A 26383-nucleotide genomic window follows, 5' to 3' on the forward strand; every position below is an offset into this window, starting at 1 on the left:
GCGGTTGCGGCAACGGGGGCGTTTGGCGACTCACCGGGGTGGTGGTGGCACCGGGCCGAGCTCGGGGCGCTTGGCGACGCGGCCGTCCCCCGAGGACCGGCCGCGCAGGCGCCGGTAGATCCAGGGCCCGGCGAAGCTCGCGACCCAGCGCACCTCGGCCCCGGCCACCCGCCAGCGGGCGGCCGGCGGAAGCGGGGTGAGCGGGACCGACCAGGTGTCGTCGCTGCCGGGCAGCCCGATGGCGTGGGCGATGGCGGCGGCGATCCTGGCATGGCCCAGCGGGCTGGCGTGCAGCCGGTCGCTGCTCCACATCCTGGCGTCGGTGGCGAAGGAGTGCGGGAAGGTGTCGACGACGAGGACACCGTGGCGGGCGGCGGCGGCCTGGATCCGGGCGTTGATGTCGAGCACGCGGGGGACCAGCCGCCGGGCCAGCGGCGCGATCTTGCCGATGTCGGGGAAGGTCACGGTCACCACGCACGCGCCGGACGCGGTGAGCTGGGCGAACATGTCTTCCAGTGCCGAGGCGACCGCGGCGGCGTCGAAGCCGGGCCGGACGAGGTCGTTCATCCCGGCCATCACCGTGGCCAGGTCGGGCCGCAGCCGCAGCGCCGGGCCGAGCTGCTCGTCGCGGATCTGCCCGGCCAGGCGTCCGCGCACGCCCAGATTGGCGTACTGGACGTCGGGGTTCGCGGCGGCCAGCTGCTCGGCGAGCCGGTCGGCCCAGCCGCGGTGGCCCCGGATGTCGTCACCGTCGCCGAGGCCCTCCGTCTGGCTGTCACCGAGGGCGACATATCGGGCGTAGGTCATTCAGAGAGTAGAGCCCACAAGACCGCCGGGGTCAACGGCGTTCCGGTGACGCGGGCGGCGATCTCCGGCAGGGCGGCGGCGATGGCGTTGCCGATGGCCGCCGGCGGGCCGATCGTCCCCGACTCCCCGGCGCCCTTCATGCCGCCCGGCGTGCGCGGCGAGGGCACCTCCAGCGTCGTGAGCCGGATGTCGGGGATCTCCCGGGTGGTCGGCAACAGGTACTCGGCGATCGGCTGCCCTTCCTCGGTGTAGACGATCTCCTCCGTCAGCGCCATGCCGATCCCCTGCGCGATTCCGCCGAGGACCTGCCCCTCCACGATCGCCGGGTTGACCAGCACGCCCGAGTCGTTGACGGCCCAGTAGCCCTCGACCTCGACCGCTCCCGTCTCCGGGTCGACCGCGACCGCCGCCGCGTGCGCCCCGTAGGCGTACGTCATGTCGGCCGGATCGTAGGAGACCCGCTCCTCCAGCCCGGGTGTGGCCCCCTCGGGCAGGTCCCAGCCCCGCCACGCCGACGTGGCGATCTCCCGCAGCGTCAGCGACGCCCGCGGATCCCCCTTGACGCGTACGACAGAGTCGACGATCTCCAGGTCGGCCGGCGCCGCCTCCAGCCGATGGGCGGCGATGGCCACGATCTTCTCCCGCAGCCGGTCCCCGGCCAGGGCCAGCGCGCCGCCGCCCACCGCGAGCGAGCGGCTGGCGATCGACCCGATCGAGGAGTACGGCGTGGCCGAGGTGTCGCCCAGCACCACGCGTACCCGGTCGAGCGGCACCCCCACCCGATCCGCCGCGATCTGGGACAGCGCAGTCTCGATGCCCTGCCCGACCCCCGACACACCCGACGCGACGACGACCGAGGCGTCCTGCTCCATGCGCAGGATCGCGGTCTCGAAGCCCCCGGCCAGCATGCCCATGGCTTTCATGCCCATCGACGAGCCGAGTCCGGTGCCCTCCACATGGCAGGAGTAGCCGACGCCGCGCCTGCGTCCGTCGTCACGGGCCGGGGGAGTGACCAGGTCGCGCAGGGTACGCAGGGCCAGGGGATAGTCGCCGGAGTCGTAGGCCTGTCCGGTCCGGGACGTACAGGGGAGCTCGTCGGGGCCGAGCATGTTGCGCAGCCGCAGCTCCACCGGGTCGGCGCCGAGCCGTCTGGCCGCCTCGTCGATCAGCCGCTCCCTGGTCCAGGTGGCCTCCGGCTGGCCGAAGCCGCGGTAGGAGCCGGTCGGGGTGGTCGTCGTGACGACGGCGCGCAGCCGTACCCCCGCCCGGTCGAAGCGGTAGGGGCCGGGCAGCAGCGTGGCCGTCACCGCGAACGGCGAGATGCCGACGTTCGACGGGTGGCCGCCGAGGTCGCCGACGACGTCGGCGTGCAGCGCGACGAAGCGCCCGTCCGCGTCGAGCGCCAGGCGGGCCCGGTGTACGGCGGCCCGCGAGGGCAGGGTCGAGGCGAGGCGGTCGGTGGGCGACTCCGTCCAGCTCACCGGGCGGCCCAGGCGCATGGCGGCGAGGCAGATGAGCACTTCGTCCGGATACAGGTGTTCCTTCCCCCCGAAACCGCCGCCCGTGTCGCCGGTCACGACGCGCACCCGGTCGTGCGTGAGCCCGAGCGCGTCCGCGGCCTGCTCGCGTACGTGGTGCGGGGCCTGCGTCGAGGTCCGCACGGTCAGCTCGCCGTCGGCGAAGTCGGCGACGATGCCGCGCGGCTCCAGCGGGTACGGCGTGGCCCGGCCGAACGTGAACGTCATCTCCACCACGTGCGCGGCCCCCGCGATGACCGCGTCGCAGTCCTGGTCGCCGAGCGTGAAGTCGGTCAGCACGTTGCCGCCCCAGTCGGGGTACAGCAGTGGGGCATCACCGGCCAGCGCCCGCTCGATCCCGATCACCGGAGGCAGCGTTTCGTAGCCGAGGTCGAGCAGGTCGGCCGCGTCCCTGGCGGCCTCCGGCGTCCGGGCGACCACCACGGCGAGCGGCTGGCCCACGTAGCGGATCGCCTCGTCGAGCGCCAGGTAGGAGGTGACGGGCTGGCCGGGGCTCAGGGTGACGCAGGGCAGGCGGACCGCGGCCGCGTCGCCCGGCGTGATGACGTCGAGCATCCCCTCGATCGTCCACGCCTGCTTGGCGTCGCAGCTCACCAGCCGCCCGTGGGCGATGGGGCTGCGGACGACGACCGCGTACGCCATCCCGGGCAGCCGTACATTCGCGACGTAACGGGCGCGTCCGGTCAGCAGCCGGGCATCCTCGCGGCGGGGCGTCCTGGCACCCACATAACCTTCAGGCATAGCCCGATTGTGAGCGCGGGCGGGCCGCCGGTCCATCTACACACGGGTGTCACTCGGCTACCTCTTGTGTCACCCCGACTGCCTCCCGAACAAGGGTGTTACCCGGCTGCCTCCCGAACAAGGGTGTTACCCGGCTGCCTCCCACACGGCCTCGAAGGCGGCTCCGGTGATCTCGGTCAGCTCCCAGATCTCCACGGCCTGCTCGGTGAGGAAGCCGTGCTCGTCCTGCAGATGCCGCCACCAGTAGCGGTGCGCGGCGCGGTCGGGTCCGATCTCGACCTGTCTGACCGCCCAGTGCTCGCCGTCGCCCTCGACGGTCTCGAACAGCCACAGGCCGCCGCGCTCGTCGTCGCCGCGCCAGTGGTGGCGCGGCAGGTCCGACTCGGTGAGCTGCTTGATCAGGTCGGGAAGCACGGCTCCACTCTAGGTTGATCGCGAGCCGCCATGGGTAGCCGGTGGGCATGAGGCGACCACGGGGCAGCTGTGCAGACGTTCCTGCCTTATCCCGACTTCGCGCGCACCGCGGCGGTCCTCGACCCGCTGCGGCTGGGTAAGCAGCGGGTCGAGGCCCTGCAGATCCTGCGCGCCCTGACGATCCCCGGCTACGGCTGGCGGCACCACCCGGCGGTGCGCATGTGGGCGGGCTACGAGGAGGCCCTGGTGCGGTACGGGCTCGACGTGTGCGGCCGGTGGTGCGCCACCGGCCGCGCCGACACCTGCGCCGACTCCCTGGCCATGGAGTTGGCCGAGCGCTGCGGCAGCACCGCCGTCCGCTCCCAGGTGTGCCTGGAGGCGGACGGCGAACTGCCGCCGTGGCTGGGCGACGCCGATTTCCATCTCAGCCACCGCTCCGCCCTGCTGCGCAAGGCGCCCGGCTTCTACCGGCCGCTGTTCGGCGACGAGCCCGACGACCTGGACTACGTCTGGCCCGCCTCGGGGCGCCCGCCCTCGTGCCTGCCCGGCCGGGAGTTCGGCTGAGTTCGGCTGAGCAGGGGCCGTCCGCCACCCAGCCCTCGGGAGCTCAGCCGAGCAGGCTGTCTCCGATCCAGCCCTCGGGTGCGCAGCCCGGTGGGATGGCGAAGACGGCCGAGCCGACGGGTGTGATCCACTCGTTCAGCAGGTCGCCCTTGGCCAGGTTGCGCTGGATGGGCAGGAACTGCCGGTCGATGTCCGCCTGGTAGGAGGCGAACAGCAGCCCGGAGTCCGACTTTCCGTCCGGAGTGAGCCCTTCGTCGTAGTTGTAGGGACGGCGCAGGATGCGCAGCCCCGGGTCCGTGACGTGGGCCCGCCTGATGTGGGCGTACTCGGAGATGATCGGGAAGCCGAGCCGGTTCACCTGGTTGTAGTCCGGCTCGTCGCGTTCCGCCCGGCCGGTCAGCGGAGCGCCCGTGTCCAGGCGACGGCCGATCGTGAACTCCATGGCCACCCGGTCGGCGGCGTCCCAGGACTCCAGGCTCATGCGGATGCGCCGCAGCACCAGAGTCGTGCCGCCGCGCAGCCACGCGGGCCCTTGGGAGATCCACACGGCCCGGTCCAGGTCGACGGGCTGGACCGTGCCGTCGACCTGGCCCATCAGGTTGCGCCGGGTCGCGCTCTGGAAGCCGCGCTGGACCCAGCGGACCTTGGCGAACGCGCGGGCGTCCTTGACGATCATCCGCAGCGTGTGGGCGACGGTGACCCCGTCGTCCGCGCAGATCTGCACCAGCAGGTCGCCGCCGCTCCACCGCTTGTCCAGCTTGTCGATCGTGAACGACGGCAGCGGAGCCACCGGTGACTCCGCCTTCACCGCCGCGAACAGTCCCGGGCCGAAGCCGAACGTGATCGTCAGCCGGGCGGCCGTCGCGGCCAGCTCGGGCTCGGTGTCGGCCAGCGCGGGCCGCGCCTGGGTGAGGCGACGCGCGTCGTCGGTCAGCAGCTGGAGGAGCCGGACGACGGCCTCCTTGCCGGTGTCCGGTGCCAGGTCGAGGCCGACGAAGACGGCGTGCGCCTGCGGAGGCGTCGCGATCCCGGCCTGGTGGGGCCCGTGGAAGGGCTCGACGGCGACGGCGGCCTGCGCGGGGGTCCGCACAGGAGGCGCGGTCAGGGCGCCGACGGCCGTCAGAGCGCCGCCCGCGATGAGACCTCGGCGGCTGATCACTTGTGGCCCATGCCGGGCTGGTAGTCCTCCTTGCCACCGGCGAAGTCCTTGCCGATCGCGGTGAACTCCAGCGGCTTTCCGCCCTTGACGGAGAGCGTGAACGGGATCCGGGCGCCCGGCAGCACCTCCTGCGCGAGGCCCATCAGCATGATGTGGTCGCCGCCGGGCCGCAGCTCGTGCGTGCCGTGCGCGGGGATGACGAAGCCGCCCTCCTTGGGTCGCATGATCATCTTTCCGCCGGCCTCCACGACCTCGTGCAGCTCGATCTTCGGGGACAGCGGCGAAGTGCCGGAGACGATCGTCACCTCGGCGTCGGTGTTGTTGACCAGCGTGCCGAAGGCGGCGCTCATCCCCTTCTTCGCGGTCTTCACCCACGGGTCGGTGATGGTCAGGGCCGCGGTGGCGACGGCGGGGGACTGCTCGGCGGCAGTGGGGGACTGCTTGGCCGGTGCGGCGGCGACCTGCGCGGAGCCGCAGCCCGTGAGCGCGAAGGCGGTGGCGGCGGCGAGCAGCAGGGCATGGCGAGAGAACATGAGAGAAGGCCTTTCTCCACCCGGTACGGCACGCCGAAGCGCGCCCTGCCGGGCGTGGTCGTCGAAAACGGGGGTCAGCTGGTTTCGACGACCATCGGCGGACCCCGCCCGGAGACCACGTGCCGCAGCACGGCGGAGCGGAAGACCGGTGGCTCCGCCGTACACGGAGCCGGGAACGGCGTCCGGATGACGGGCAGGAGCACGACCAGCAGCCGTACGGCCAGACGGCGCAGCAGCCCCCAGAGCAGGGCCTCGCCGCGCGCCAGCCACAGGGCGGTCAACCCGATCGCCCAGCCGTGCGCGACCAGCATGCCGAGACCCGGCACCAGGCCCGAGTGCGCGTGACCCGTCGCCGCGATCGGTGAAGCGGCGTGGGCCAGCGAGAACAGCAGGTGCATGACCACCTGGAGACCGCCGAGCAGCGGCAGGATCGCGCCTAGGGTCCGCTCGCGCCCCGCCAGTGGGAACGCCGCCGCGAACGACAGACCCAGCGCGGCGCCCATGGCCGGCGCTCCGACCGTGCCACCGCCGAACACGTGCGCCGCCACGCCCAGCCCAAGGCACACCGCGGCGAAGGCCGAGGTGCGGGCGAGGCGGAAGGGCAGACCGGCGGTCACAGTGCCGTCATCATGCCACGGCCGCTGGTCGCCTTGCGATCAAGTATCGGAGTGAATACTCACTCCGCTCTTGACGGAGTGAGTATTCACTCCGTACCGTGATGTGCATGAGTGAGAACCCAGTCCGGCGCAGGGCGCCGGGAATGAGCCCGGAGGAGCGCCGCGCGATGATCATCGCCGCCGCCCTCCCCCTGGTGGCCGAGTACGGCACCGCCGTCACCACCAGCAAGATCGCCAGGGCGGCGGGCATCGGCGAGGCCACCGTCTTCCGCGTGTTCGCCGACAAGGACGAGTTGCTCGACGCCTGCATGATCGAGGCGATGCGCCCCGACCACGCGGTCACGGAGATCGCCTCCATCCCGCTCGACCAGCCGCTGGCCGACCGGCTCACCGAGGCGGCCGACGCGCTCTCCGCCCACCTGGCGCGCATGGGCGCTGTAGCCGGAGCCCTGCATTCCAGCGGCCACCGGGGCGGCGAGCGTGCCGCGGGCGCTCGCCCGCAGCCGGGCAGCCGCGAGGCGTCCATGGAGCTGATCGGGGACGCGATCGCCGACCTGTTCGAATCGGACGAGGCGACGCTGCGGCTACCCGCCGCGCAGGTGAGCAAGGTCTTCCTGGGCCTGCTGTTCGCCCGGTCGGCCGTCCTGTCCACCAGCCAGTTGGTCGAGGTGTTCCTGCACGGAGCCATCGAGGAGAAGGAGCCGGCGTGACTGTCTCCCTTAACCACACGATCGTCTCCGCGGCCGACAACAACCGGGAGGCCGACTTCTTCGCCGACATCATGGGGCTCGAGCGCCTGCCGCCCATGGGGGCCCGCGGGCACTTCGCCCCCGTGCGGATCGACGAGCGGCTCACGCTCGACTACATGACCGTCGAGAATCCTGAGGGGCACCACTTCGGGTTCGACGTCGATCCGGCCACGTTCGACGCGATCCTGGCCCGTATCCAGGAGCGCGGCGTGCCGTACGGGAACCACCCCGCGACCCCCGACAACGGACGGATCGACCACCCGCTCTGCCCGCGCGGGCTGTTCTTCACCGACGCGGTCCGCAACCTCTACGAGATCATGTCGCCCGAGTGAGCGCGCCTCGCCGACCGACGCGGAGCCGTCGGCTGCGTGCACCGCCGACCGACACGGAGCCGCCGGCTGCGAGCACCGCCGACCGACGCGGAGCCACCGGTGGCGCGCGCCATCGACCAACATCACCGCTTCTCCACCGGCATAATGGCGCTCAATGCCGAAATTACAAGACCTAGCGGATTATGCGGCGACCATGGGTCCCGTCATCGGCGCGGTCCACGTGAACGTGCACGCCTCGGCTCGCGCGCAGGACGCGGGACTACTGCCCGGCTTCCTGATCGACCTGCGCTTCACGCTCCCCCTCCGCCCGCTGAGCCGCCGCTCGCTCGCCACGATCTATCGGTACGGCGACGCGGCCGAGCTCGACGCCGAGATCCAGGACCACCTGGACCAGGGCATGCTGGAGGAGAGCGGCGATGGCGCGCTGCGGGCGACGGCCAAGGCGCTGACGTTCATCGACGGCCTCTACGCCGTGCACGCCGCCACCACCGAGCGGATCTGGGCGGGCCGTGACCTGCAGACTCTCGCCGACCTGGCCGGACGGGTGATCGGCGCGGCCCGAGCGGATCCCGGTGGCGCCTTCGCCGCGATGGCGCCGCCGTACGAACCGGTGGGCATGCCGGCGGGTGTGCTGCTGTTCAACCGGCTCGCCGCGCTGCGCTACCACCGCGCCGACTCGCACGCCGCCGCCTGGCGGGCCGCCGGCCTCACCGCCGCCGAGATCGTCGTGCTCGGGCCGGGGCCGCTGCGCGACCGGATCGAGCGGGAGACCAACCGGCGGGCCGCCGAGCCGTACGGCGCGATCACCGAGCACGAGCGCGCGCTGTTCCACGACGGCCTGCTGGCACTGGTCTAGCGAACAACCCCCGTTCAGAGGGAGGCGAGTAACCGGCCCACCTCCGCACGGTCGTTGACGCCGAGCTTCTCGTACACGGCCTGCAGGTGGTTCGCGGCCGTCCGGGTGGAGACCGTGAGCCGGGCGGCGATCTGCCGGTTCGTCAGGCCGGCCGCCGCGAGCTGGACGATCTCCCGCTGGCGCGGCGTCAGCTCGGGCGTGGCCAGCTCGACCAGCGCGGGCGTCGACACCCCCGGGCAGCGCCTGGCCAGCGCCCACGCCCTGGTCTGCGCCCCCTTGGCCAGAGCGCCCCGGCCGCGTGAGCGGTAGGCGGCGGATTCCTGGGCGGTGGCCTCGGCGGCGTACAGGATCATCCCGAGCCGCTCGAACCCGGCCGCCACCGCACGCAGCTCGTCGGGGTCGCCGGTGGCCCGCGCGTGCCGGGCCAGGAGCTTGGCGAGGGGCCCGTCCACCCGTTCGGCCAGCGCGGACAGGCGGTCGGTGGCCAGCGCCGGAACGCCCAGCCGCACCAGGTCGTGCAGCGCGAACATCAGGTGCCCGGACTGCTCGTGCTTCTCCGCGGCATCGGCCGCCGACAGGCACAGGCGTACCGCCTCGTCCAGGTCTCCGCCGCCCGCCGCCACCCACACCGCGGCCTGCAGCGTCGGATAGCGGGTGAACACCCATCGGGAGGCGAGCTCCTCTGCCTCGGCCTGCAGCTCGCGCGCCTCCGCCATCCTGCCCAGCAGCGCCAGAGCGTGTGCCTGCTCGGCCAGGCACCGCCCCCGGTACGGGGAGCGGTCGTAGAGCCCGGCGGCGTCGTCGCGGCTCCAGCGCACGGCGCCCTCGGCGTCGCCCCGCAGCCTGCTGGCCAGCGCGCGGAACGCCCCGAACCCGGAGACCGACAGCTCGGCGGCGGCCAGCTCCATGCCGTAGTCGGCGGTACGTTCCGCCGCGTCCAGCCGCCCGGCGAACGTCTCGGCCGCGCAGCGCGCGTCGAGCATCGTCGGCAGCGCGTGCGGCGTCTCGTCCCCCCAGTCGTCCATCCCGGCCAGGGCCTGCTCGACGACCGCGATGGTGTGCTCGGTCCGGCCCGAGTAGGCGCTGGTCCACGAGTCGAGCGCGGCCATGTGCGCCGCGCCGCGCACGGTGATCGGCGTGCACGCGCGGGCCCGCTCGAGCGACTCGACGGCTCGGGTGGTGCGGCCCGCCCAGAACTCGGCCACACCGAGGTAGATGTGCGCCTCCTGCTGCCAGGCCGAGTCGGTGAGCGTACGCGCCGCCTCGCCGAGCACTCGGCACGCCTCGGTGAGCGAGCCCGCCCAGGCGTGGTTGAGGCCGAGACTGATGGCGTGCTGGGCGCGCTCGCTCTCGGTGACCACCGCCGGTGCCGTCTGCCGCAGCGCCGTCAGCGCGGTGTCGGCGTCACCGAGCACCATGAGCGCCTCGCCGAGCAGCGCGACCGCGGCCACGCTCGGCCCCGCGTTCATCGCCGCCCTGGCCAGCCGCGCGGCCAGGCGCGGATCCTGCCTGGCCCAGGCCAGCCGCGCGGCGACGAGCAGCATGTCCGGATCGGTGGTCGAGCCGCTGTCGAGCCGCCACACGGCCGCGCGCAGCACGTCCTCGCGCCGCCGCAGCCCGCTCGCCTCCAGCGCCTCGGCCAGCATCCGCAGCCGCCGCCGCGTCCGCAGCGTGCCGCAGCCGCCGCGTACCACCTCGCCATAGAGGGGGTGGCCGAGCCGCAGGTGCTCGCGCTGCACGTCACGTACGGCCACGATCAGCCCGCGGTCCTCCACCCGCTCCACCGCGATCGGCGAGGTGAGCGAGACCAGCAGGTCGGTGCCGAGCGGCTCGCCGAAGGCCACCAGCTCCAGCACCTCCCGCTCGTCCTGGTCGAGGTGCCCGATCCTGGCGTCGACCAGCTCGCGCAGCCGGGTGGTCATCGACAGCTCGCCCTGCCAGCGCCACTGCCCGTCGGTCTCGGTCAGACATCCCGAGGTACGGCCGGCGTGCACGACCTCGCGCAGGTAGAGCACGTTCCCCTCGCTGACCCTGGCCAGGTGCCTGACGGTCTGCCCGGCCACCTCCCCGCCGAGCGCCCCCGCCAGCACCTCCCCTATCTCGGCCACGGTCAGGGGCGGCAGCTCGACCCGGCGGAGCAGCTCGTCCTTCCACAGCGCGGCGACCGGCGCGGGCAGCGGCTCACCGCTGCGCACCGTGACCAGCAGCCTGGCCGCGCCGCTCTCCGCCAGATGGTGCACCAGCGCCGCCGAGGCCGCGTCGAGCCGGTGCGCGTCGTCCACGCTCACCAGCAGCTCGTCTCGCCCCGCGCTGATGCCCAGGTGCCGCGCGGCCCAGCGCAGCAGGTTCTCTCCGCTGCTGGGCGGTTCTGTCAGCGCGTGGGCGAAGGCGCCGAACGGGATCGCCGCCGCCGTCTCCGTACCCAGCGCCCGAACCACCCCGTACCCCTCCAGGCCGGACAGCGCCTGCGCCGCCAGCCTGCTCTTGCCCACCCCGGCGTCTCCGGCGATCATCACGCCCGCCCGCGACCGCAGTGCCTCCCGTACGGTCGCCAGCTGGCCCCCTCGCCCGACGAACGGCCATGTGCTCCCCAGCTGCTCGTTCATCGTGCCTCCTCTCACCCTCGATTCTGGTGAGCGAGGTTCGCGGGAGGTTCAGGGCTGATCTCGGGTCAACCCGGCGGCGGAGAGCAGCAGGTCGACGATCGCCTCGCTCCCGCTGAACGGCACCGGATCGCCCCCGACTTCTTCGAGCAGCCCGCGGAGCTGGCCGCCGGACTGCTCAGGCTCGACCAGCCGTACGATGACCGTCCTCATTTCGGCACCATCTCCCCGACTGGTTCAGGCCAGGTTCAGGTGGGCCGGAGACCGGCTGCTCAGATGGGGTCGAGGGGGGAGTTTCAGGTGGGGTAGGGCGCGGGCTCGACCTCCAGCTCGCGCATTCGCTCGGCGTACAGGGCGTAGCGCCGCCGCGCGTCGCCGCGCCGGCCCGCCGAGTCCAGCACCCGCACCAGGCCGAGGTGGGCGCGCTCGTCGTAGCGGTCGCGTTCGAGCAGCCGCAGCCAGTAGCGGGCCGCCTCGTCGTGCCGCCCCTCGCCCGCCCGTGCCGTGGCGAGCCTGGCGGCCGCCCGCACGTACGCCAGCCTCGCCTCCTCCCGCAGGCCCACGGCCCAGTCGGCGTACGGGTCCTCCTCGCAGAAGTCGCCTCCGTAGGCGGCCTCGGCCTCCGCCCACCGCGCCAGCGCCTCCGCCGCCCGTCCCGCCTGATCCAGTTGTCCGGCCGAACCCACCAGATCGAGGAAGGCCTCCACATCGACGTCCACGTTGGCCAGGTCGAGCCGCAGCGCGCCCTCGTCGGAGACGACGAACTCGTCCGCCGGACGTACATGAGCCGGATCGAGCACCGCCCGCAGCGTGGACACCATCACGTTCAGCCGCTTCAGCCCGACCGCGTCGCCCTGCTGCTCCGGCCAGAGGATCTCCACCAGCCGCTCCCTGCTGATCGCCGCGCCCCGGCGGCTGACCATGATCTTCAGCAGGTCGCGGGCCTTGCGCGACTGCCAGGCCGTACGCGCGACGGGCACCGCGCCGCGCAGGACTCGGAACGTTCCCATGGTCTCGACCCGCACGCGCGCCTCCGCCACCGGCGTGAACCGGCCGACCAGCGCGTCGATCCTGGCATCCAGCGCCCGGCAGCCGATCGCGTGCATGCGGCTCCTGACCTGGTGCGCGACCTCCCTGCCTGGTACCGCGTCGCCCAGCGCGGCCCTGACCAGCTCGGCCCTGGCCCGGCCGATCGGATCGCCGAGCGCCGACCACCGGCGCACGGCGTCGTCGGCCAGCCGGGCGTCTCCGTCAAGCTCGGCCCGCAGCTCCACCATCGCGGCCTGCGCCGCGTGGTCCCTGCGCCGCACGGCGGCGGACTCGGCCTCGGACAGCAGCGTTCTGGCCTCGTCGTAGCGCCCGGCCGCCAGCGCGACGCGGGCCGCGACCAGCCTGGCGTCCACTCCGGCGATGCCCTCCGCGTGCTTCAGCGCCCGCGCGGCCACGCGCGCCGCCTCGTCGGGATCGTCGTCCGTGAGCAGGACGGCCAGCTTGTTCAGGGCGTTGGACAGCTCCTGGACCTCGCCGGACGCGCCGGCGTCCGCGATGATCCGCCGGTAGATGGCCATCGCCGACCTGCGGTCGCCGCGCAGCACCTGGATGTCGGCCAGCCGGATCAGCCCATAGCCGACGAACCGCGACCCCATCGCCTCCCACCTGGCCGCCGCGTCCGCGGCGTCGATCGCCGCCTCCTCCAGCCGGCCGAGCCCGATCAGCGCCTTGGCCCGGTTGGCGATGTTCAGCGCGGCGTACGGGGCGAACGACACCAGATCCGACAGCCTGGCCGCGATCTCGACCTCCGCCAGCGCCCTGGTGTAGGCGGCCTCGTCGAGGTGACAGGAGGCGCGATTGGCCCGGATGCGGATGAGCTGGACGACGTCCCCGGCCCGCTCGGCGTACTCCAGCGCCCGCAGGTAGTAGGCGTCGTTGGCCCGCCGGTCGCCGTCGAGCGAGGCGAGCATGGCCTGCACGGTGTTGGCCGCGGCCAGGGCGCCCGGATCGCCCAGCGCGCTGGCCAGCTCCAGCGCCCGGTCCGCCAGCTCGGCGCAGCCCGCCCGGTCGCCCTTCAGCCAGAGCACCGACGCGGTGGAGGCCGCGCACATCGCCGCGTCGGCCGGCGGCAGGCCGTACTCGAAGCCCCTGGTGTAGATGGCGATGGCCGAGTCGAGGTCACCCCGCAGGTGGTCGATGAGACCCAGCCGCCTGGCCAGGAACGCGTCGAACGCCGAGGTCGCCGCCGCGCGGGCGAGCAGGTCGCGCGCCCGGTTCCAGTCGCCGCGATTCTGCTCGGCGATGCCCGCCAGCCGCTGCATCGCCGGCGCCTGCCTGATCGGCTCGGGCAGCAGGGCGAGCGCCGCCGCCACGTCGTCGCCGCGCTCGGCCAGGCGCAGGCCGTGCGTGCTGAGCAGTGAGGTGACGAGCGTGCTGTGCCGGGTGGCGACCGCGGCGCGCAGGGCCAGCTCGGGCTGGTCGTGCTCGACGTACCAGCGGGCGGCGACGGCGGCCGTGTCGTGGGCCTCCGGCCGGTCGAGCGGCGCGTGCGCGGCCAGTACGTGGGCGCTGGTCGCGGTCAGCCGGTAACCGCTGGGCAGGGTCGGCCGGTGCGCGCCGGCCGTGGGGTGGTTGCCTGTCCCGGTCGGCTGGTGTCCGGCGGTCGCGCGGTGGTTGCCTGGCCTGGTCGGCTGGTGTCCGTCGGCCGCGCGGTGGGTGCCCGTCGAGGCGGTCCCGGCCCGGTGTCCGTCGTGGCCGGCCTCCAGGAACAGTCCCCGGCTGGTCAGCGAGGCCAGCGTGTCGGGCGGGGCGCCGAGCGCGGCGGCGAGGTCGTCGGTGAGCACGGGCAGCACGGTCGCCGCCCGCAGCAGTTCGCGCATCGTCGCGGGCAGGTCGTCGAACGCCGACAGCGTGAGCCGCTCCAGCGTGGCGGAGGTGGCGGCCAGGCCCGCGGCCGTACCCGGCCAGGCGGCCGGATCGGTGCGGGCGAGCGCGTCGAGCGCGGCTCGCACGGCGGCGGGCCAGCCGCCGCAGGCGTCGTGCAGCGTGGCGGCGATCGCCGCCCCCGGCTCGCCCAGCCGGTCGCGGGCCCAGGCCGTGGTCTCGTCGATCGTGAGCGCGAGGTCGGTCGCGTCGAGGTCGAGCACCTCGTGATCCTGGCGGAGGCGGGCGGTGGGGAACGGCAGCGGCGCCCGTGAAGCGGTGACCACGTGCAGGTGGCGCGGGGCCGCCCGGACCAGCGTCTCGACATAGCGTACGGAGCCGGCCGCGCCGATGATCGTCTCAATGCCGTCGAAGACCAGGGCGAGTCCCCGGCGCAGCCGCCCCGCCAGCGCCTCGGCCAGCGCGCCCGCCAGCGCCGCCGCCCTGGACAGCTCGTCGGCGTCCGGCCCGAGCGGAGATTCGGCGGCGGCGGCGAGCTCGGCGGGCAGGTCGGGAACCACCTCAGCGAGGGCCGAGACCAGCGCGCCGGCCAGTGTGGTGAGGTCGCGATCGGCGGGCCCCAGCCGGTGGAGCACCGCGCCGACCGCCTCACTCCAACTCGTCAGCGCGATCGACTTGCCGTAGCCCGTGGTGGCCACCAAAGTGGTGAGCCTGTGCGTCAGCGCCCCGTCGAGCCGCCGGTCGAGGGCGGGACGGGGTTGCACCCACCCACGTTCCACCCACGCATGCTACGCCGGGGATCGCGAACGACTCCAGAGTTCGCAAAGTGCCACCTCCCGGTAACCAGGACTGAGGCGCACTATGGTCGAGTACCTCTTCGAGGAGGGTCGCGGTGGATCAGGACCTGCCCGGCGGAGCGAGGCTGATCGTGGGGGTGGACGAGTCCCCGGCCGCGCGCTGGGCACTGGCGTGGGCCATCGGGGCCGCGCGGCTGCATCGGATGGCGCTGGTCGCCGTCCACGTCAGCCGGGCCCCGGTGCATCCCTTCCCCGAGGCGCTGCCCGTGCAGCACGCCATGAGGGCAGGGGAGGAGGCGCGGTGCAACGAGGTGATCGCGGGCGTGTTCGACGACGTGGCCGGTGGGCTGCCCGCCGACCTCACCACGGCGGTGGTCGGCCGGGTCGGTGATCCCGGCTATCACCTCGTCGATCTGGCGCGTGAGGGCGATCTGCTGGTGCTGGGGCGGGGCAAGCGGGGGATGTTCAGCCGGTTGTTCCTGCCTTCGACGAGCATGTACTGCGCTCGGCACGCCAAGACGACGGTCGTGATCGTCCGCCAGCCGACACCGCCGGACGAGCCGCACCTGCCGGGGGAGCGCACACGGCGGTTCTGGAGCCGCAAGCACATCTAGCGGGGTCGGGCGTCCGTTCTTCCTCTCCCCCGGCTCCCCGGCTCCCCGGCTCCCCCGAAGGGGGTATCTCCCAATAAGGACCCCAGCCACCACAGACCGTCGCAGGGATCCAGACAGTCATGTGAGGGTGTCAGACCAGGGCTTCCTTCAGGATGTTCAGGCCTTCGGGGATCTCGGCCTGCTGAATCGCGCCGTACCCCAGAACCAGGCCCTGCTGGGCGGGGCTCTCGCCGCAGTAGGCGTCGAGCCGTTCCACGGCGAGCCGGGGAGCCGAGCGTACGGACACCCCGGGGGAGAAGCGGGCGCAGAGGTGCAGGCCCGCGACCGAGGGGACCAGGCGCAGGCGGTCGTCACCGGCGAGGGCGTCGACGACGAGGGCGTGCCGGGCGGCGTACTCGCGGGTGGCCTTCCTGATGTGCCTGGCCAGCAGACCTTCGTCGATGAAGCGGGCCAGCGCGGCCTGCGTGGGCAGCTCGCCGTGGCAGTCGCTCAGCTGCCTGGCGGCGCGCAGCGCGGGCATGAGCGAAGCGGGGGCCACCAGGAAGCCGAGGCGCAACATGGGCAGCAGCGTCTTGGAGAACGAGCCGACATAGATGACCCGCCCCGCCCGGTCCAGGCTCTGGAGCGGCTCCAGCGGCCGGTCGCCGAAGCGGAACTCGCTGTCGTAGTCGTCCTCGACGATCACCCCGCGCCGCCGCTCCGCCCAGGCCAGCAGCGCGGCGCGGCGAGCCAGCGACATCGGGGTGCCGAGCGGGAACTGGTGGGACGGGGTGACGTACACCAGCCCGACGGTGTTGGGGATGGCGGTCACGTCGATGCCCTCGGCGTCCACCGGAACCCCGGCCACGCGGGCGCCCAGCGAGCGGAACAGTCGGCGCGCGGGCGGGTAGCCCGGCTCCTCGACCGCCACGCAGGCGCCGGGGTCGATGAGCACCCGGCCGATGAGGTCGAGCGCCTGCTGGGCGCCGTTGGTGATCAGGACGTCGTCGGCGCCGGCTCGTACGGACCGGCTGATACCTATATGTCGGGCTATGGCGTCCCTGAGGGCTTCGTGGCCGGAGGGGTCGGCATATCCGGCGAGGCCGGTACGAAGCTCACGGGCCACCAGCCTGCGCCACGTCTCCATCGGGAACAGCCGGGGATCGGGCACGCCCACGCGGAAGTCGTACTCGTGGCCGGCGGCCGGTGGGTCGGCGGCCATGTCCTTGTGCGTGTCGACGGATCGCCAGATGGCGCGGGGTCGTACGACGCCCTGGGGCGCCGACCTGGCGCGTACCGGGTCCGCGGAGACGAACGTGCCCGCGCCCGCCCGGCCGACCAGGAAGCCGTCGGCCACCAGCCGGTCGTAGGCGACCGCGACCGTGTTCCGGGAGATCTCCAGCCGCCGGGCCAGCTCGCGGGTCGGCGGCAGGCGTTCGCCCGATCTGAGCCGGCCGTCGAGGATCGCGTCCAGCAGCTGCCGGTAGACCTGTGCGGCCAGGTCGCCCCGGCCGTGGAGGCTTATATGGACATCCACCTTGGCCCAATCATTTACTCGAAAATTGGAGCTTATATCGGGACAAGGTGGGTCTTAGGTTGGGGCCATGACACAGCGCATGAATCTCGGCGACTTCGCCGGAGAAGCCTACAAAGCCATGGCCGGTCTCGACCGGTACGTCAAGCACAGCACCCTGCCCGCACCCCTGCTGGAGCTGGTACGCCTGCGCGCCAGCCAGATCAACGGCTGCGTCTACTGCGTGGACATGCACAGCGGCGATGCCAAGCAGGCGGGCGAGACCGACGTCAGGCTGCACGCCGTGGCCGTGTGGCAGGAGGCGCCCTTCTTCACCGACCAGGAACGCGCCGCCCTGGCCTTCACCGAGGCCGCCACGAGACTCTCGACCGACGACATCACCGACGAGATCTGGCAGCGGGCCGCCGAACACTTCGACGACCAGGAACTCGCCGCGCTGGTGGTGGCCGTCGCCACGATCAACGCCTGGAACCGGATGGGCGTGGCCACCCGCATGACCCCCGAGTCGTACAAGGGCTGACCACCGGTGCCACTCCTTACCGCGAGGGACCTGCGACGATGACTACGACCGGACCCACGACGGGACCCACGACGGCGAGCAGGCGATCGAGCAGGCGGCGCCTCGTACAGGCGCAGCTGGCGAACTCGATCGGCGACGGCGCCTACCTGGTCACCTCGGCGCTCTATTTCGCCAGGATCGTCGGCCTGTCGGCGACGGAGATCGGCTTAGGACTCACGCTGGGCTGGGCCGTCGGCACCGTCGCGGGCGTCCCCCTCGGCCACCTGGCCGACCGCCGCGGACCGCGCGGAGTGGCCGTCCTCCTGGCCCTGACGACCGCCGTCGCGGTCACGTCGTTCCTGTTCGTACGGTCGTTCGCGCTGTTCATCCTGGTCGCCTGCCTGTACGGCACCGCGCAGACCGGCCTGTCCGCGGCCCGCCAGGCGCTGCTGGCCGGACTGATCGAGCCGGGCGAACGTACCGAGGTCCGAGCCGTACTCCAGTCCACGATCAACGGCGGCCTCGCGGTGGGCGCCGCTCTGGGCGGGTTCGCGCTGCACCTGGACACTCGGGAGGCGTACCTGACGGTGTTCGCGGTGGACGCCGTCAGCTTCGTGGTCGCCGCCCTCCTGCTGCTGCGGCTGCCCACCGTCGCCCCTGTCCCCGTGGCCGCCGGTCCGAAGCTGGCCGTGCTCAGGGACCGGCCGTACGCGGTCGTCACGCTGATCAACGCGGTCATGCTCTTCTACATGCCGCTGCTCAGCCTGATCGTCCCCCTCTGGATCGTCCAGCGCACCACCGCACCGACCTGGCTGGTCTCGGCCCTGCTGCTGGTCAACACGGTGAGCGTGCTGCTCTTCCAGGTACGGATCGCGCGGCGGGTCAGGGGCCTCGCCGACGCCTCCCGCTCGGTGCGGCACGCGGGCCTGGTCATGCTGGCGGCCTGCGCGGTGTTCGCGACGTCGGCCATCGGCTCGTCCGCCTGGCTCGCCGGGCTGATCCTGCTCGCCGCGGCCGGGCTCCAGGCCTACGGCGAGATGCTGGTCGGGGCGGGCTCCTGGGAGATCGGCTTCGCGCTGGCTCCGGCGGACAAGCAGGGCCAGTACCAGGGCTTCTTCGGGACCGGGACGGCGGTGGCCAGGATGCTCGGCCCGGTCGTCCTCACCACGCTCGTCCTGGGCGGGGGGACGCTGGGGTGGCTGCTGGTCGGCGGCCTGTTCGTGGCGGCCGGCGCCGCGATGGGCCCGGCCGTCAGCTGGGCCGCCCGCAACCGCTACGGTTTGACATGATCCACCTGGTGTCCGGGATGGGACGGCATAACCGGCCCCACCTGGGCTTGTTCATTCGTTCTTTGCACATCCGGTACATCTGGTTCGTGCACAACACAAGGACCGCAGCCATCCCTTGCTAGGCTGCATGTCAACCGTTGGGTCTCACCCCCGGCAGGTGAGGCCGTCGAAGAAGTGGGGTCACACCGTGAAGAAGCTTGTCGTTCTGGCGCTGATCGCCCTTGGGGGGCTGCTGGTCTGGCGCAAGGTGCAGGCTGACCGCGCCGAGCTCGATCTCTGGACCGAGGCCACCGGCAGCGAGAACTAACCGACCTGGCGAGGCGATGAATGACGTCGTCCAGATAAAGCTGGCGTGCCTGGACCTGGCCGGCACAACAGTCGGAGACATCGCCATGGTCGAGCGGGCTTTCGCCGAGGCGATAGCCACTCAGGGCATCGTCCCCGGGACCGGCGCGTACGCGCGTGCCATGGTGCACGTGCACCGGTCCCGGGGCTGTCCCAAGATCGATGTCTTCCGAGGGATCTTCCCCGGCAACGAGGCCCAGGCACAGGCGGCGAACCTGACGTTCGAGCGCTCATACGAGGGTGCGCTCGACCGAGCAGGTCTCGTCCCCATGCCCGGAGTCATCGAGGTCCTCGACAAGCTCCGGGGCTCCGGCCTGCGCCTGGCCCTGGTCACCGGCTTCAGCCGCGTCACCCTGAGCCGCGTCCTCAGCGTCCTCGGCTGGCACGAGAAGATCGACCTCGCCATCTGCCCCGAAGACGCCGGCGGCCGCGGCCGCCCCTGGCCCGACATGGTCCTGCACGCCGTACTCCGCCTCGGCATCGAGGACGTACGACAGGTGGCGGTCATCGGCGACTCGGAAAGCGACATGCTCTGCGGCCGCCGAGCCGGCGCCTCGGTCGTGGCCGGCGTGATGACCGGCGTCCACAGCCGGGAGCGACTCCTCAAGGGAGGCGCCACGCACATCCTGGACTCGATCGCGGACCTCCCTGGCTTGATCTTGAGCGAAGACCCGAGCAGGCAGCAGATGGGTGTCGCGGACCGGTAAGCTATCTTCGTCGAGGGGCCTTAGCTCAGTTGGCAGAGCGCCTGCTTTGCAAGCAGGAAGTCAGGAGTTCGAATCTCCTAGGCTCCACACATACAAAAGCCCAGGTCGGCGGCCTGGGCTTTTGATCTTTCAGAGGGCTATTTCTCGTCCCGTGCCCGTTGCGTGCCCGATGGCTTGTCGAGTGCGCCGCGAGCGAGGTCGTTGAGCTTCTGCGCCACCTCGCGCTGCCGTTCGTCGGTGGAGTGCTGGTAGATCATCGCGGCGCATGTGCTGGAGTGGCCCATGCGGGTCATCAGGTCTCGGATGGACGCGCCCGCGTTGGCCGCCAGCGTGTTGCCCGTATGCCGCAGGTCGTGAAAGTGGATCTTCGGCACACCCGCGTTCTGGAGTGCCTTTGCCCAGACGCGACGGTTGAAGTTGGTGTTGCGGATCGGGCCGTCATCGGGACCCGCGAAGATCAAGCCCTCTGGCCGTCCTGGGTGAAGTCCTTCACGTGCGCCCGTAGCTCATCGATGATCAGACCGGGTATCGCTACGGTGCGCTTGCCCGCTGCCGACTTCGGAGGGGTGAAGATCAGGCCCTTGCCAGTGATCTGGATCAACTGGCGTTCCACCCGGGCGGTTCCGGCGTCAAGGTCGACGTCTCGACGCTGGAGCCCGGTGATCTCGCCCCATCGCAGGCTCGCGAAGGTGCCCAGCAGAACGAGCGCCCGGTACCGGTGTTCGATGACATCGACGATCCGGTACACCTGGGCCACTGAGAGCACCGGACGCTCGGGAGACTGTTCCTGGCCGGCGCCCTTGATCCGGCAGGGGTTGCGCTTGATGACCTGGTCATCCACGGCCGTGGTGAGAATGGCCTTGAGCAGCCGGTACGCCTTGGCGACGGTGACCTCACTGACGCCTTGGTCGACAGGCTTCTTGCGCCACCGCCGCACGTGCGGTTCCTTGATCTCGTTGAGCGGCTTGTCCTCGAAGGCCGGGGCGATAGCCGTGGCTCAGGCGTTCAGCAAGTGGAACCGTACGGACGAGGCTCTCGATGCGATCCTCGCCGCCGAACACGGTCTACTGATCGAACGCCTCGTCGGCCGCGTATCTGCTGCGATCAGCGCCCACGCCATTGGTCACACTCTCTACCTCGAACACGGCCAGAGAGTGCCGGACTAACTCGCGAATCTTGCCGAATTGTTCTCATTGGTATCAAGCGGCGGCGCGCCGCGCCGCCGTACCCCCGGCCCTCCGCCCGCCCGCCGTCCGGGGTGCGGCCTGGGGGCCGGTCCCGAACGGCGGCGGGACACCGGGCCGGCCGCCGCACGCCAGCACCGCCGTACCGACCGAACGCTCCGACCAAGGTTGCCACGCCGCCGCGCAGATGCAGCACTTACGATCGCCACGGCGTGGCCGGCCACCGTACGTGCTTGGGGGCGATCGACGACCCAGGGGTTCGTTCCTCACCCTGGCTCACCGAGCAAGATGATTGATCGCCGACCTTGACCTCTGAACCGGCGGACTGCAGCGGACGAGCCAGGTGTCGCTGCCCAGTCTGGACGAAGTCATTGCCGCCGATCCGGCCGACAGTCACGGTGGCCGCCGATCTCGTGACTGGTTCACGCAGGGCACTTGTGCAGAACGAAACGCTTGCGTACACTTCTCGAATGTGAACGGCACCGTTTCGATGAGGATCAGCCATGCCGGCGCGCCGACGGGGTGAGATCAGAGAAGAAGCCATCCTGCTCGCAGCCATGAGTCTGCTGAGCGAAGTCGGCTATGACCAGTTGACTATCGAGGCCATCGCAGAACGGGCCCGCGCCAGCAAGGCCACGATCTATCGGCGATGGCCGGGCAAGGCCGACCTGGTGGCGACGGCCATACGGAGGTACGCGGGAACACCGGTGACCGCTCCACCCGACACGGCAAGCCTGCGTGACGACCTGGTGGCGGTCCTGCTGAGCCTGCGTGCCAGCCTCACCGGTCAAGACAGCGCGCTCATTCTTGGACTGCTCGTCGCGATGCGCCGCGACCCTGATCTCGCGCACACCGTACGCCGACACGTCCTCGACCACAAACGTGATGTGTTCGTGGCCGTCATAGCCCGGGCCATCGATCGAGGCGAGCTCCCCGCAACGATGGACCACTCACTCCTCGCCGAGATCAGCTCGGCCACGCTGCTGTCTCGTCTCCTCGTCACCGGCGAACCCCTCGACGACCTGTTCCTGCACACGCTCGTAGACGCGGTGCTGCTTCCCATGCTCAGCCATCAACTCGGCCGACGATAAGGACCTCATGCAATGTGGCAGACGATTGTTCTCAGCTTCCTTGGCGGCCTCGTCGCCGGCAATGGACTGCCTCATTTCATCCGCGGCATCACCAGAAGGCGCTACCCGTCCGCCCTGGGCAATGGGCCCATCCCCAACCTCGTCGCAGGATGGGCCGGCCTCGTCCTCGGCGGCCTGCTGTTGTGGTGGGCGCATATCGACCGATACCCCGCGCTTTCCTTCGCCTCCATCGGTGTGGGCGTCTTGCTCATCGGTCTGTTCCATGCGGGCCCGGGCGCCTTCGGACGCAAGGAGCTATCGCAATGAGCGCCCAGATGCCGTGCCCCGCGAAGCGCTCCATACGACGGGTTCCCGTCGCGGACTGGGACAGGTGGGCTTGCAGGGATCGGCACGGCGGCCTCGCCCTGGGGGCGGGAGCTACAAGGGAAGACGGGGAGGAGAAGGGGATGGTGGGCTACTGCAACAGCCACGTGCGATGGGATTCCGCCACAACTGCCCGCCGTGCAATATACGTGCAATATCATTGAGGTGCCCAGCAGATTCCGGACAGTCGGCTACATAAGCTGACAGAAGTCTGGAAGAGGTAGGTACGTGACGAGGCGTCGTAGGCAGTTCTCGCCGGAGTTCAAGGAAGAAGCCGTCCGCATGGTGCTGGAGGGCGAGCGGACGGTCGCGTCGGTGGCGCGCGAGTTCGGGATCAACGCCAGCACCCTGGGCAGTTGGGTGAACCGGCATCGGATCGCGCACGCTCAAGATGATCAGCAGCCGGTCTCCGGGCCGGACCGGGCTAGAATCCGGGAGCTGGAGCGGGAGAACGCCGAGCTGCGCGAGAAGCTGACGTTCTTGAAAAAAGCAGCCGCCTTCTTCGCGGCGGACAGTCGATGACGCTCGCCAAGTACGAGCTGATCGACGCGGAGAAGGCCTGTCACGCGATCGCCCGGATGTGCGCCTGGCTGGGCGTGTCCCGCTCGGGCTACTACGAATGGCGCGAGCGGCCGGCCTCGGCCACCGCGCAACGCCGGACGCTGCTGACCGCTCTGGTCACCGAGATCTTCACCGACTCGCACGAGACCTACGGCTACCGGCGCGTCCATGCAGCCCTGCTGCGCCGCGGCGAGTACTGGTCGGCCGAGCTGGTGCGGGCCCTGATGCGCGAGCTGGGCCTGGTCCCGGCCCAGGTACGAGCCTTTCGGCCGACGACCACCGTGCAGGGCGACTATCGCGGCATCCCCGACCTGGTCGGCCGCGACTTCACCGCTGAGCGGCCGGGCGCCAAGCTGGTCGGCGACATCACCTATATCCGCACCTGGGAGGGCTTCCTCTACCTGGCCACCGTGATCGACTGCCACAGCAAGGCGGTACTCGGCTGGGCGATGGCCGACCACTACCGCACCGACCTGATCAAGGACGCAATCCGGATGGCAGCCGACACCGGCCTGCTCCAGCCCGACGCTGTGTTCCACACCGACCGCGGCTCGAACTACACCTCAGATGAGTTCGGCCGCTTCCTGACCGGCCTGGACATCCGCCGCTCGGTCGGACGCACCGGCGTCTGCTACGACAACGCGATGGCCGAGTCGTTCTTCGCCGCGATCAAGAACGAATGGCTGCACCGCTTCGTCTTCACCACCCGTGCCAAAGCGAAACGGCAGGTCATCCGCTACATCGAAGGGTTCTACAACCACCGGCGCCTGCACTCGGCGCTCGGCTACCGGCCACCCGTGGAGGTACTCAACGAGTCCCTTTCATCCCGAACAGCCGCATAGGCTCTACGACCATAAGACGGCTGTCCGGAATCACCGTGGCCCCTCACATCGTCTGCATCACGGTGTGAGACAAGGTCGTCGCAGGCGGAAGGCCATATCCAAGCCGCAACGGTCACGCGCCGTAAAACCGTCGGCAGTTCGATGCCGTGCCCGTCGCGTGCCCGACGGGTCGGGCAACAAGGGGAACCAGCGGGGAGTCATGGGGAACGCGATCAGCGTGCTGAGCTGCGTTTTCGCAGGCCGAGGAAGATCGGTGCGCGTCTTTGCAAGCAGGAAGTCAGGAGTTCGAATCTCCTAGGCTCCACACATACAAAAGCCCAGGTCAGCGGCCTGGGTTTTTGATCATTCTGAGGCTATTTCTCGTCCCGTGCCCGTGTGGGCCCGAACTCGATCGGAACGCAGGTCTCCGAACACTTCACTCATGCGCTCGGCCCGCCATCTGCGCCCATAGCGTGTCTGCCCGAGCGGACACCGCCACACTCATCCGGTCTGACTTCGGTATGACCGACCGGATACAATGAGGCACATGACGAAGAAGATTGGGATCAGTCTCCCCGACGAGACCTACGCATGGGTTCAGGCCAAGATCGAGCAGGGATCTGCCGAGTCCGTGTCCGGGCTCATCGCCCAATCTCTCGACCGCGATCGCAAGCGCGAGGAACTTCGCGAACTCCTCGAAGAGTGGAGCGTCGAGGTCGGTCCGCCAACGGCCGAAGAGCAGACCTGGGTGAATGAGGCAGTAGCCAAGGCCCACACCGCAGCGGCCAAGAACTACGGCGACGCCGCCTCTGCCGCATGACCGGCTACACGTTGGACGCCGGGGCGTTGATCGCTGTCGAACGTAGCGACGAGCGGATCTTCAGGCTCTTGAAGCGAGCCCTTGATGATGGATTGGAGGTGCGTGTGCCCATCGCCGTGGTGGGCCAGGCATGGCGCGGTGGCCCCAAGCAGGCACGCCTCGCACGTCTCCTGCGCTCCGTCGAGGTCGAGGGATTGACACTCGATATAGCGCAGCGCATCGGCGTACGCATCGGCCGGTGCGGCCACCCCGACGTCATCGACGTATCCGTGGCACTTTGCGCAGAGGACCATGGCCAAGCTGTGATCACTTCCGACCCCGCCGACATCGCTGCCGTCGGGCCAACCCTGGAGATCATCACCATCTGAAGCGCTCACTTCTCCGACCCGCGAACGACCCGACCGAAGACAAGCCAAACAGGGAAATGATCAGTCGATAGACCGCGTCGCCGGGTGATCGTCGTGCCATTAGCGTGCCATGAAGGGCGGTCAGCAGAGGTCAATCATGGTCACCGGTCCAGGACGGCGGCGGGACACCGGGCCGGGCACCGCACGCCGACCCCGCCGTACGGACCGAACGCTCCGACCGGGGTTGCCGCACCGCCGCACAGATGCAGCCCTCACGATCGCCCCAGCGTGGCTGGCCGCTGTACGTGGCTGGGGGCGATCCAAGGTCCAGGGCTTCGTTCCTCAGCCCCGGCCCACCGGACAACGTGGCTGATCACCGTATAGACAGTGGACGGCGATGAGTTCAGCGCTCAGTTCGTGTGTCCCGCGCCACCGAACCTGGGGCGCATGTCATCGAAGGTTTAGCGATGGATCGTCTGTCACTCATGAGCAGCGGTAGTCGTGGCGTAATGTGTGCGGCGTGTCTGTCCTTGCCACGGTCGCGGTAGTCGTGATCGCCCTGCTGCATGCCTACATCCTGGTCCTGGAGATGTTCTTGTGGACCAGCCCCCGGGCACGGGCCGCATTCGGTACAACGGAGGAGTTTGCGGCCTCGACCAGGGTGCTCGCCGGCAACCAGGGCCTGTACAACGGCTTTCTTGCAGCGGGGCTTCTGTGGGGCGCCTTCGCTCCCGATCCGGTGGGTTTCCAAGTAAGGATCTTCTTTCTCGCCTGCGTTATCGTCGCCGGGCTATACGGCGCCGCGACGGCGTCTCGCAAGATCCTCTTCGTCCAGACCGTCCCAGCTCTGGTAGCGCTGACGCTGGTGCTCCTGGCCCGCTAAAGCCGGCCGCGCAGAAGGCGGCCGTTCGTTGCCAGGTGTCGCCCAGCAAGTCGTGCCGGCGTGGACAGCGGATTCATCGCTCAACCTTCGATGGCGCGCGCCCAAGGTTCGGTGGCGCAGGACATCGTGCACCCCGAGGCCCGCCCATTACCGTGTGGCTTTGTTCGTGTGTTTGGGCGCCACCCCTCGGTGGGGGGCGGGATACGTCTGTCGTCGGCCGGCGCACCGCTCACGCACGGTGACGGTTGTCGGAGGCGGGACGCGCCTTGTCTGCCGCAGATCCGCATGGGTCAGAATGTGCCGATGACGATCTCCGCTGAGGACTCCGGTCCGGTCCGGATTGTGACGGCCGTTCTTCGCGACGGCGATCGGGTGTTGCTGTGTCATCGAAGCGCCGGACGCCGTTGGTATCCCGACGTGTGGGACCTGCCGGGCGGTCATGTTGAGGAGGGGGAAGATCCGAAACAGAGCCTTGTCCGCGAGCTTCGGGAGGAGTTGGGAATCACGGCATCGGAGCCGTCCGGCTCGCCGATGCATGAGATCCGGACCGCGACGTTCGACATGCAGATCTGGTTGGTCGACAGGTGGACCGGAACACCCATCAACGCCGCGCCGGACGAGCACGACGCTGTGGCGTGGTTCGAGACGCCCGACCTTGACAGCCTGCGTCTCGCCCATGAGTCGTATCTCTCGATGCTCACCGCCGTGCTCGTCACGTGACGTCGCTCCGGAAGCCAGGAGTGCGCGCTCATCGGCAGATCC

At 70.7% G+C, this 26383-nt stretch carries 29 protein-coding genes and 2 tRNA genes; 19 read left to right on the plus strand and 12 right to left on the minus strand.

Annotated elements, in window-relative coordinates; translation table 11 throughout:
- Positions 1-30: 30 nt before the first annotated feature.
- The 3 genes from AB0H88_RS36350 to AB0H88_RS36360 all read right to left on the minus strand — a co-directional run bounded on the left by AB0H88_RS36350 (position 31) and on the right by AB0H88_RS36360 (position 3500).
- Positions 31-807, minus strand: a complete 777-nt coding sequence (locus tag AB0H88_RS36350; protein WP_357652625.1) for an SGNH/GDSL hydrolase family protein — start codon at positions 805-807, stop codon at positions 31-33.
- Positions 804-3086, minus strand: coding sequence for a xanthine dehydrogenase family protein molybdopterin-binding subunit (locus tag AB0H88_RS36355; RefSeq protein ID WP_357652626.1), 2283 nt, complete (start codon positions 3084-3086; stop codon positions 804-806). The genes AB0H88_RS36350 and AB0H88_RS36355 overlap by 4 nt, the downstream gene beginning before the upstream one ends.
- A 126-nt stretch (positions 3087-3212) precedes the next feature.
- Complete coding sequence (locus AB0H88_RS36360; protein ID WP_357652627.1) at positions 3213-3500, minus strand: hypothetical protein; 288 nt, start codon at positions 3498-3500, stop codon at positions 3213-3215.
- Positions 3501-3569: 69 nt separating this feature from the next.
- Between AB0H88_RS36360 and AB0H88_RS36365 the strand changes: the two genes are divergently transcribed.
- Complete coding sequence (locus AB0H88_RS36365; RefSeq protein ID WP_357652629.1) at positions 3570-4064, plus strand: MSMEG_6728 family protein; 495 nt, start codon at positions 3570-3572, stop codon at positions 4062-4064.
- Positions 4065-4107: 43 nt separating this feature from the next.
- Here the strand turns inward: AB0H88_RS36365 and AB0H88_RS36370 are convergent, their stop codons facing one another.
- The 3 genes from AB0H88_RS36370 to AB0H88_RS36380 form a co-directional block, all read right to left on the minus strand.
- A complete protein-coding gene (locus AB0H88_RS36370) occupies positions 4108-5223 on the minus strand; it encodes a Dyp-type peroxidase (RefSeq protein ID WP_357652631.1) in 1116 nt (371 codons plus the stop codon).
- On the minus strand, positions 5220-5756 hold the full coding sequence (locus tag AB0H88_RS36375; RefSeq protein WP_357652633.1) for a copper chaperone PCu(A)C: 537 nt from the start codon (positions 5754-5756) through the stop codon (positions 5220-5222). Before AB0H88_RS36375 ends, AB0H88_RS36370 begins: the two co-directional genes overlap by 4 nt.
- A 74-nt stretch (positions 5757-5830) precedes the next feature.
- Positions 5831-6373, minus strand: coding sequence for an MFS transporter (locus AB0H88_RS36380; protein ID WP_357652634.1), 543 nt, complete (start codon positions 6371-6373; stop codon positions 5831-5833).
- Positions 6374-6480: 107 nt separating this feature from the next.
- On the opposite strand from AB0H88_RS36380, the gene AB0H88_RS36385 reads away from it, so the two are divergent.
- The 3 genes from AB0H88_RS36385 to AB0H88_RS36395 all read left to right on the plus strand — a co-directional run bounded on the left by AB0H88_RS36385 (position 6481) and on the right by AB0H88_RS36395 (position 8310).
- Entirely contained in the window at positions 6481-7083 is a 603-nt protein-coding gene (locus AB0H88_RS36385) for a TetR/AcrR family transcriptional regulator (RefSeq protein ID WP_357652636.1), read from the plus strand.
- Positions 7080-7454 (plus strand): VOC family protein, encoded by a 375-nt coding sequence (locus AB0H88_RS36390; RefSeq protein WP_357652638.1) that lies wholly within the window; start codon positions 7080-7082, stop codon positions 7452-7454. The genes AB0H88_RS36385 and AB0H88_RS36390 overlap by 4 nt, the downstream gene beginning before the upstream one ends.
- A gap of 193 nt (positions 7455-7647) precedes the next feature.
- The gene (locus AB0H88_RS36395) at positions 7648-8310 is read left to right on the plus strand and encodes a hypothetical protein (protein WP_357652640.1); all 663 of its coding nucleotides are present in this window, start codon (positions 7648-7650) and stop codon (positions 8308-8310) included.
- Between the two features lie 14 nt (positions 8311-8324).
- Here AB0H88_RS36395 and AB0H88_RS36400 read toward each other — a convergent pair whose 3' ends face one another.
- The 3 genes from AB0H88_RS36400 to AB0H88_RS36410 form a co-directional block, all read right to left on the minus strand.
- Entirely contained in the window at positions 8325-10916 is a 2592-nt protein-coding gene (locus tag AB0H88_RS36400; protein WP_357652642.1) for a LuxR C-terminal-related transcriptional regulator, read from the minus strand.
- 48 nt (positions 10917-10964) lie between these two features.
- On the minus strand, positions 10965-11126 hold the full coding sequence (locus AB0H88_RS36405; RefSeq protein ID WP_357652644.1) for a hypothetical protein: 162 nt from the start codon (positions 11124-11126) through the stop codon (positions 10965-10967).
- Between the two features lie 83 nt (positions 11127-11209).
- Positions 11210-14566, minus strand: a complete 3357-nt coding sequence (locus AB0H88_RS36410; RefSeq protein ID WP_357652646.1) for a BTAD domain-containing putative transcriptional regulator — start codon at positions 14564-14566, stop codon at positions 11210-11212.
- A 113-nt stretch (positions 14567-14679) separates the two neighbouring features.
- On the opposite strand from AB0H88_RS36410, the gene AB0H88_RS36415 reads away from it, so the two are divergent.
- On the plus strand, positions 14680-15198 hold the full coding sequence (locus AB0H88_RS36415; RefSeq protein WP_357652647.1) for a universal stress protein: 519 nt from the start codon (positions 14680-14682) through the stop codon (positions 15196-15198).
- Between the two features lie 130 nt (positions 15199-15328).
- On the opposite strand, the gene AB0H88_RS36420 is transcribed toward AB0H88_RS36415, so the two are convergent.
- Positions 15329-16714 carry a PLP-dependent aminotransferase family protein gene (locus tag AB0H88_RS36420; RefSeq protein WP_357652649.1) on the minus strand — a complete coding sequence of 462 codons (1386 nt, stop codon included), beginning with the start codon at positions 16712-16714 and terminating at the stop codon, positions 15329-15331.
- 67 nt (positions 16715-16781) lie between these two features.
- On the opposite strand from AB0H88_RS36420, the gene AB0H88_RS36425 reads away from it, so the two are divergent.
- From AB0H88_RS36425 to AB0H88_RS36445, 5 genes are all read left to right on the plus strand, one after another.
- Entirely contained in the window at positions 16782-17231 is a 450-nt protein-coding gene (locus AB0H88_RS36425) for a carboxymuconolactone decarboxylase family protein (RefSeq protein WP_357652651.1), read from the plus strand.
- 38 nt (positions 17232-17269) lie between these two features.
- Positions 17270-18499: an MFS transporter gene (locus AB0H88_RS36430; protein WP_357652653.1), complete on the plus strand. Its 1230-nt coding sequence runs from the start codon at positions 17270-17272 to the stop codon at positions 18497-18499.
- A 187-nt stretch (positions 18500-18686) separates the two neighbouring features.
- Positions 18687-18806: a DLW-39 family protein gene (locus AB0H88_RS36435; RefSeq protein ID WP_214635294.1), complete on the plus strand. Its 120-nt coding sequence runs from the start codon at positions 18687-18689 to the stop codon at positions 18804-18806.
- A 16-nt stretch (positions 18807-18822) separates the two neighbouring features.
- Complete coding sequence (locus AB0H88_RS36440; RefSeq protein ID WP_357652655.1) at positions 18823-19551, plus strand: HAD-IA family hydrolase; 729 nt, start codon at positions 18823-18825, stop codon at positions 19549-19551.
- A 14-nt stretch (positions 19552-19565) separates the two neighbouring features.
- Positions 19566-19638: transfer RNA gene (locus AB0H88_RS36445), tRNA-Ala, on the plus strand.
- Between the two features lie 50 nt (positions 19639-19688).
- Here AB0H88_RS36445 and AB0H88_RS36450 read toward each other — a convergent pair.
- Entirely contained in the window at positions 19689-20012 is a 324-nt protein-coding gene (locus tag AB0H88_RS36450; protein WP_357652657.1) for a tyrosine-type recombinase/integrase, read from the minus strand.
- Positions 20009-20488 carry a hypothetical protein gene (locus AB0H88_RS36455; protein WP_357652659.1) on the minus strand — a complete coding sequence of 160 codons (480 nt, stop codon included), beginning with the start codon at positions 20486-20488 and terminating at the stop codon, positions 20009-20011. The genes AB0H88_RS36450 and AB0H88_RS36455 overlap by 4 nt, the downstream gene beginning before the upstream one ends.
- 55 nt (positions 20489-20543) lie before the next feature.
- Here AB0H88_RS36455 and AB0H88_RS36460 point away from each other — a divergent pair, with 55 nt between their 5' ends.
- The 9 genes from AB0H88_RS36460 (at position 20544) to AB0H88_RS36500 (ending at position 26341) form a co-directional block, all read left to right on the plus strand.
- Complete coding sequence (locus tag AB0H88_RS36460) at positions 20544-20717, plus strand: hypothetical protein (protein ID WP_357652661.1); 174 nt, start codon at positions 20544-20546, stop codon at positions 20715-20717.
- Between the two features lie 521 nt (positions 20718-21238).
- Positions 21239-21826, plus strand: a complete 588-nt coding sequence (locus AB0H88_RS36465; RefSeq protein ID WP_357652663.1) for a TetR/AcrR family transcriptional regulator — start codon at positions 21239-21241, stop codon at positions 21824-21826.
- Between the two features lie 12 nt (positions 21827-21838).
- Positions 21839-22132: a hypothetical protein gene (locus tag AB0H88_RS36470; protein WP_357652664.1), complete on the plus strand. Its 294-nt coding sequence runs from the start codon at positions 21839-21841 to the stop codon at positions 22130-22132.
- A gap of 285 nt (positions 22133-22417) precedes the next feature.
- A protein-coding gene (locus AB0H88_RS36475; RefSeq protein ID WP_357652666.1) for an IS3 family transposase occupies positions 22418-23592 on the plus strand; the annotation gives its coding sequence in 2 pieces (ribosomal slippage) (positions 22418-22655 and positions 22655-23592; 1176 coding nt in all).
- Positions 23593-23836: 244 nt separating this feature from the next.
- Positions 23837-23896: transfer RNA gene (locus tag AB0H88_RS36480), tRNA-OTHER, on the plus strand.
- Positions 23897-24118: 222 nt separating this feature from the next.
- Positions 24119-24391 carry a hypothetical protein gene (locus AB0H88_RS36485; RefSeq protein ID WP_357652668.1) on the plus strand — a complete coding sequence of 91 codons (273 nt, stop codon included), beginning with the start codon at positions 24119-24121 and terminating at the stop codon, positions 24389-24391.
- Complete coding sequence (locus tag AB0H88_RS36490) at positions 24388-24759, plus strand: hypothetical protein (RefSeq protein ID WP_357652670.1); 372 nt, start codon at positions 24388-24390, stop codon at positions 24757-24759. The genes AB0H88_RS36485 and AB0H88_RS36490 overlap by 4 nt, the downstream gene beginning before the upstream one ends.
- Positions 24760-25258: 499 nt before the next feature.
- Positions 25259-25621 carry a DUF1304 domain-containing protein gene (locus AB0H88_RS36495; RefSeq protein ID WP_357652672.1) on the plus strand — a complete coding sequence of 121 codons (363 nt, stop codon included), beginning with the start codon at positions 25259-25261 and terminating at the stop codon, positions 25619-25621.
- 303 nt (positions 25622-25924) lie between these two features.
- Positions 25925-26341, plus strand: a complete 417-nt coding sequence (locus AB0H88_RS36500; RefSeq protein ID WP_357652674.1) for an NUDIX domain-containing protein — start codon at positions 25925-25927, stop codon at positions 26339-26341.
- Positions 26342-26383 lie beyond the last annotated feature (42 nt).

It is taken from the genome of Nonomuraea sp. NPDC050680 (assembly GCF_040654555.1).
GTDB lineage: Bacteria > Actinomycetota > Actinomycetes > Streptosporangiales > Streptosporangiaceae > Nonomuraea.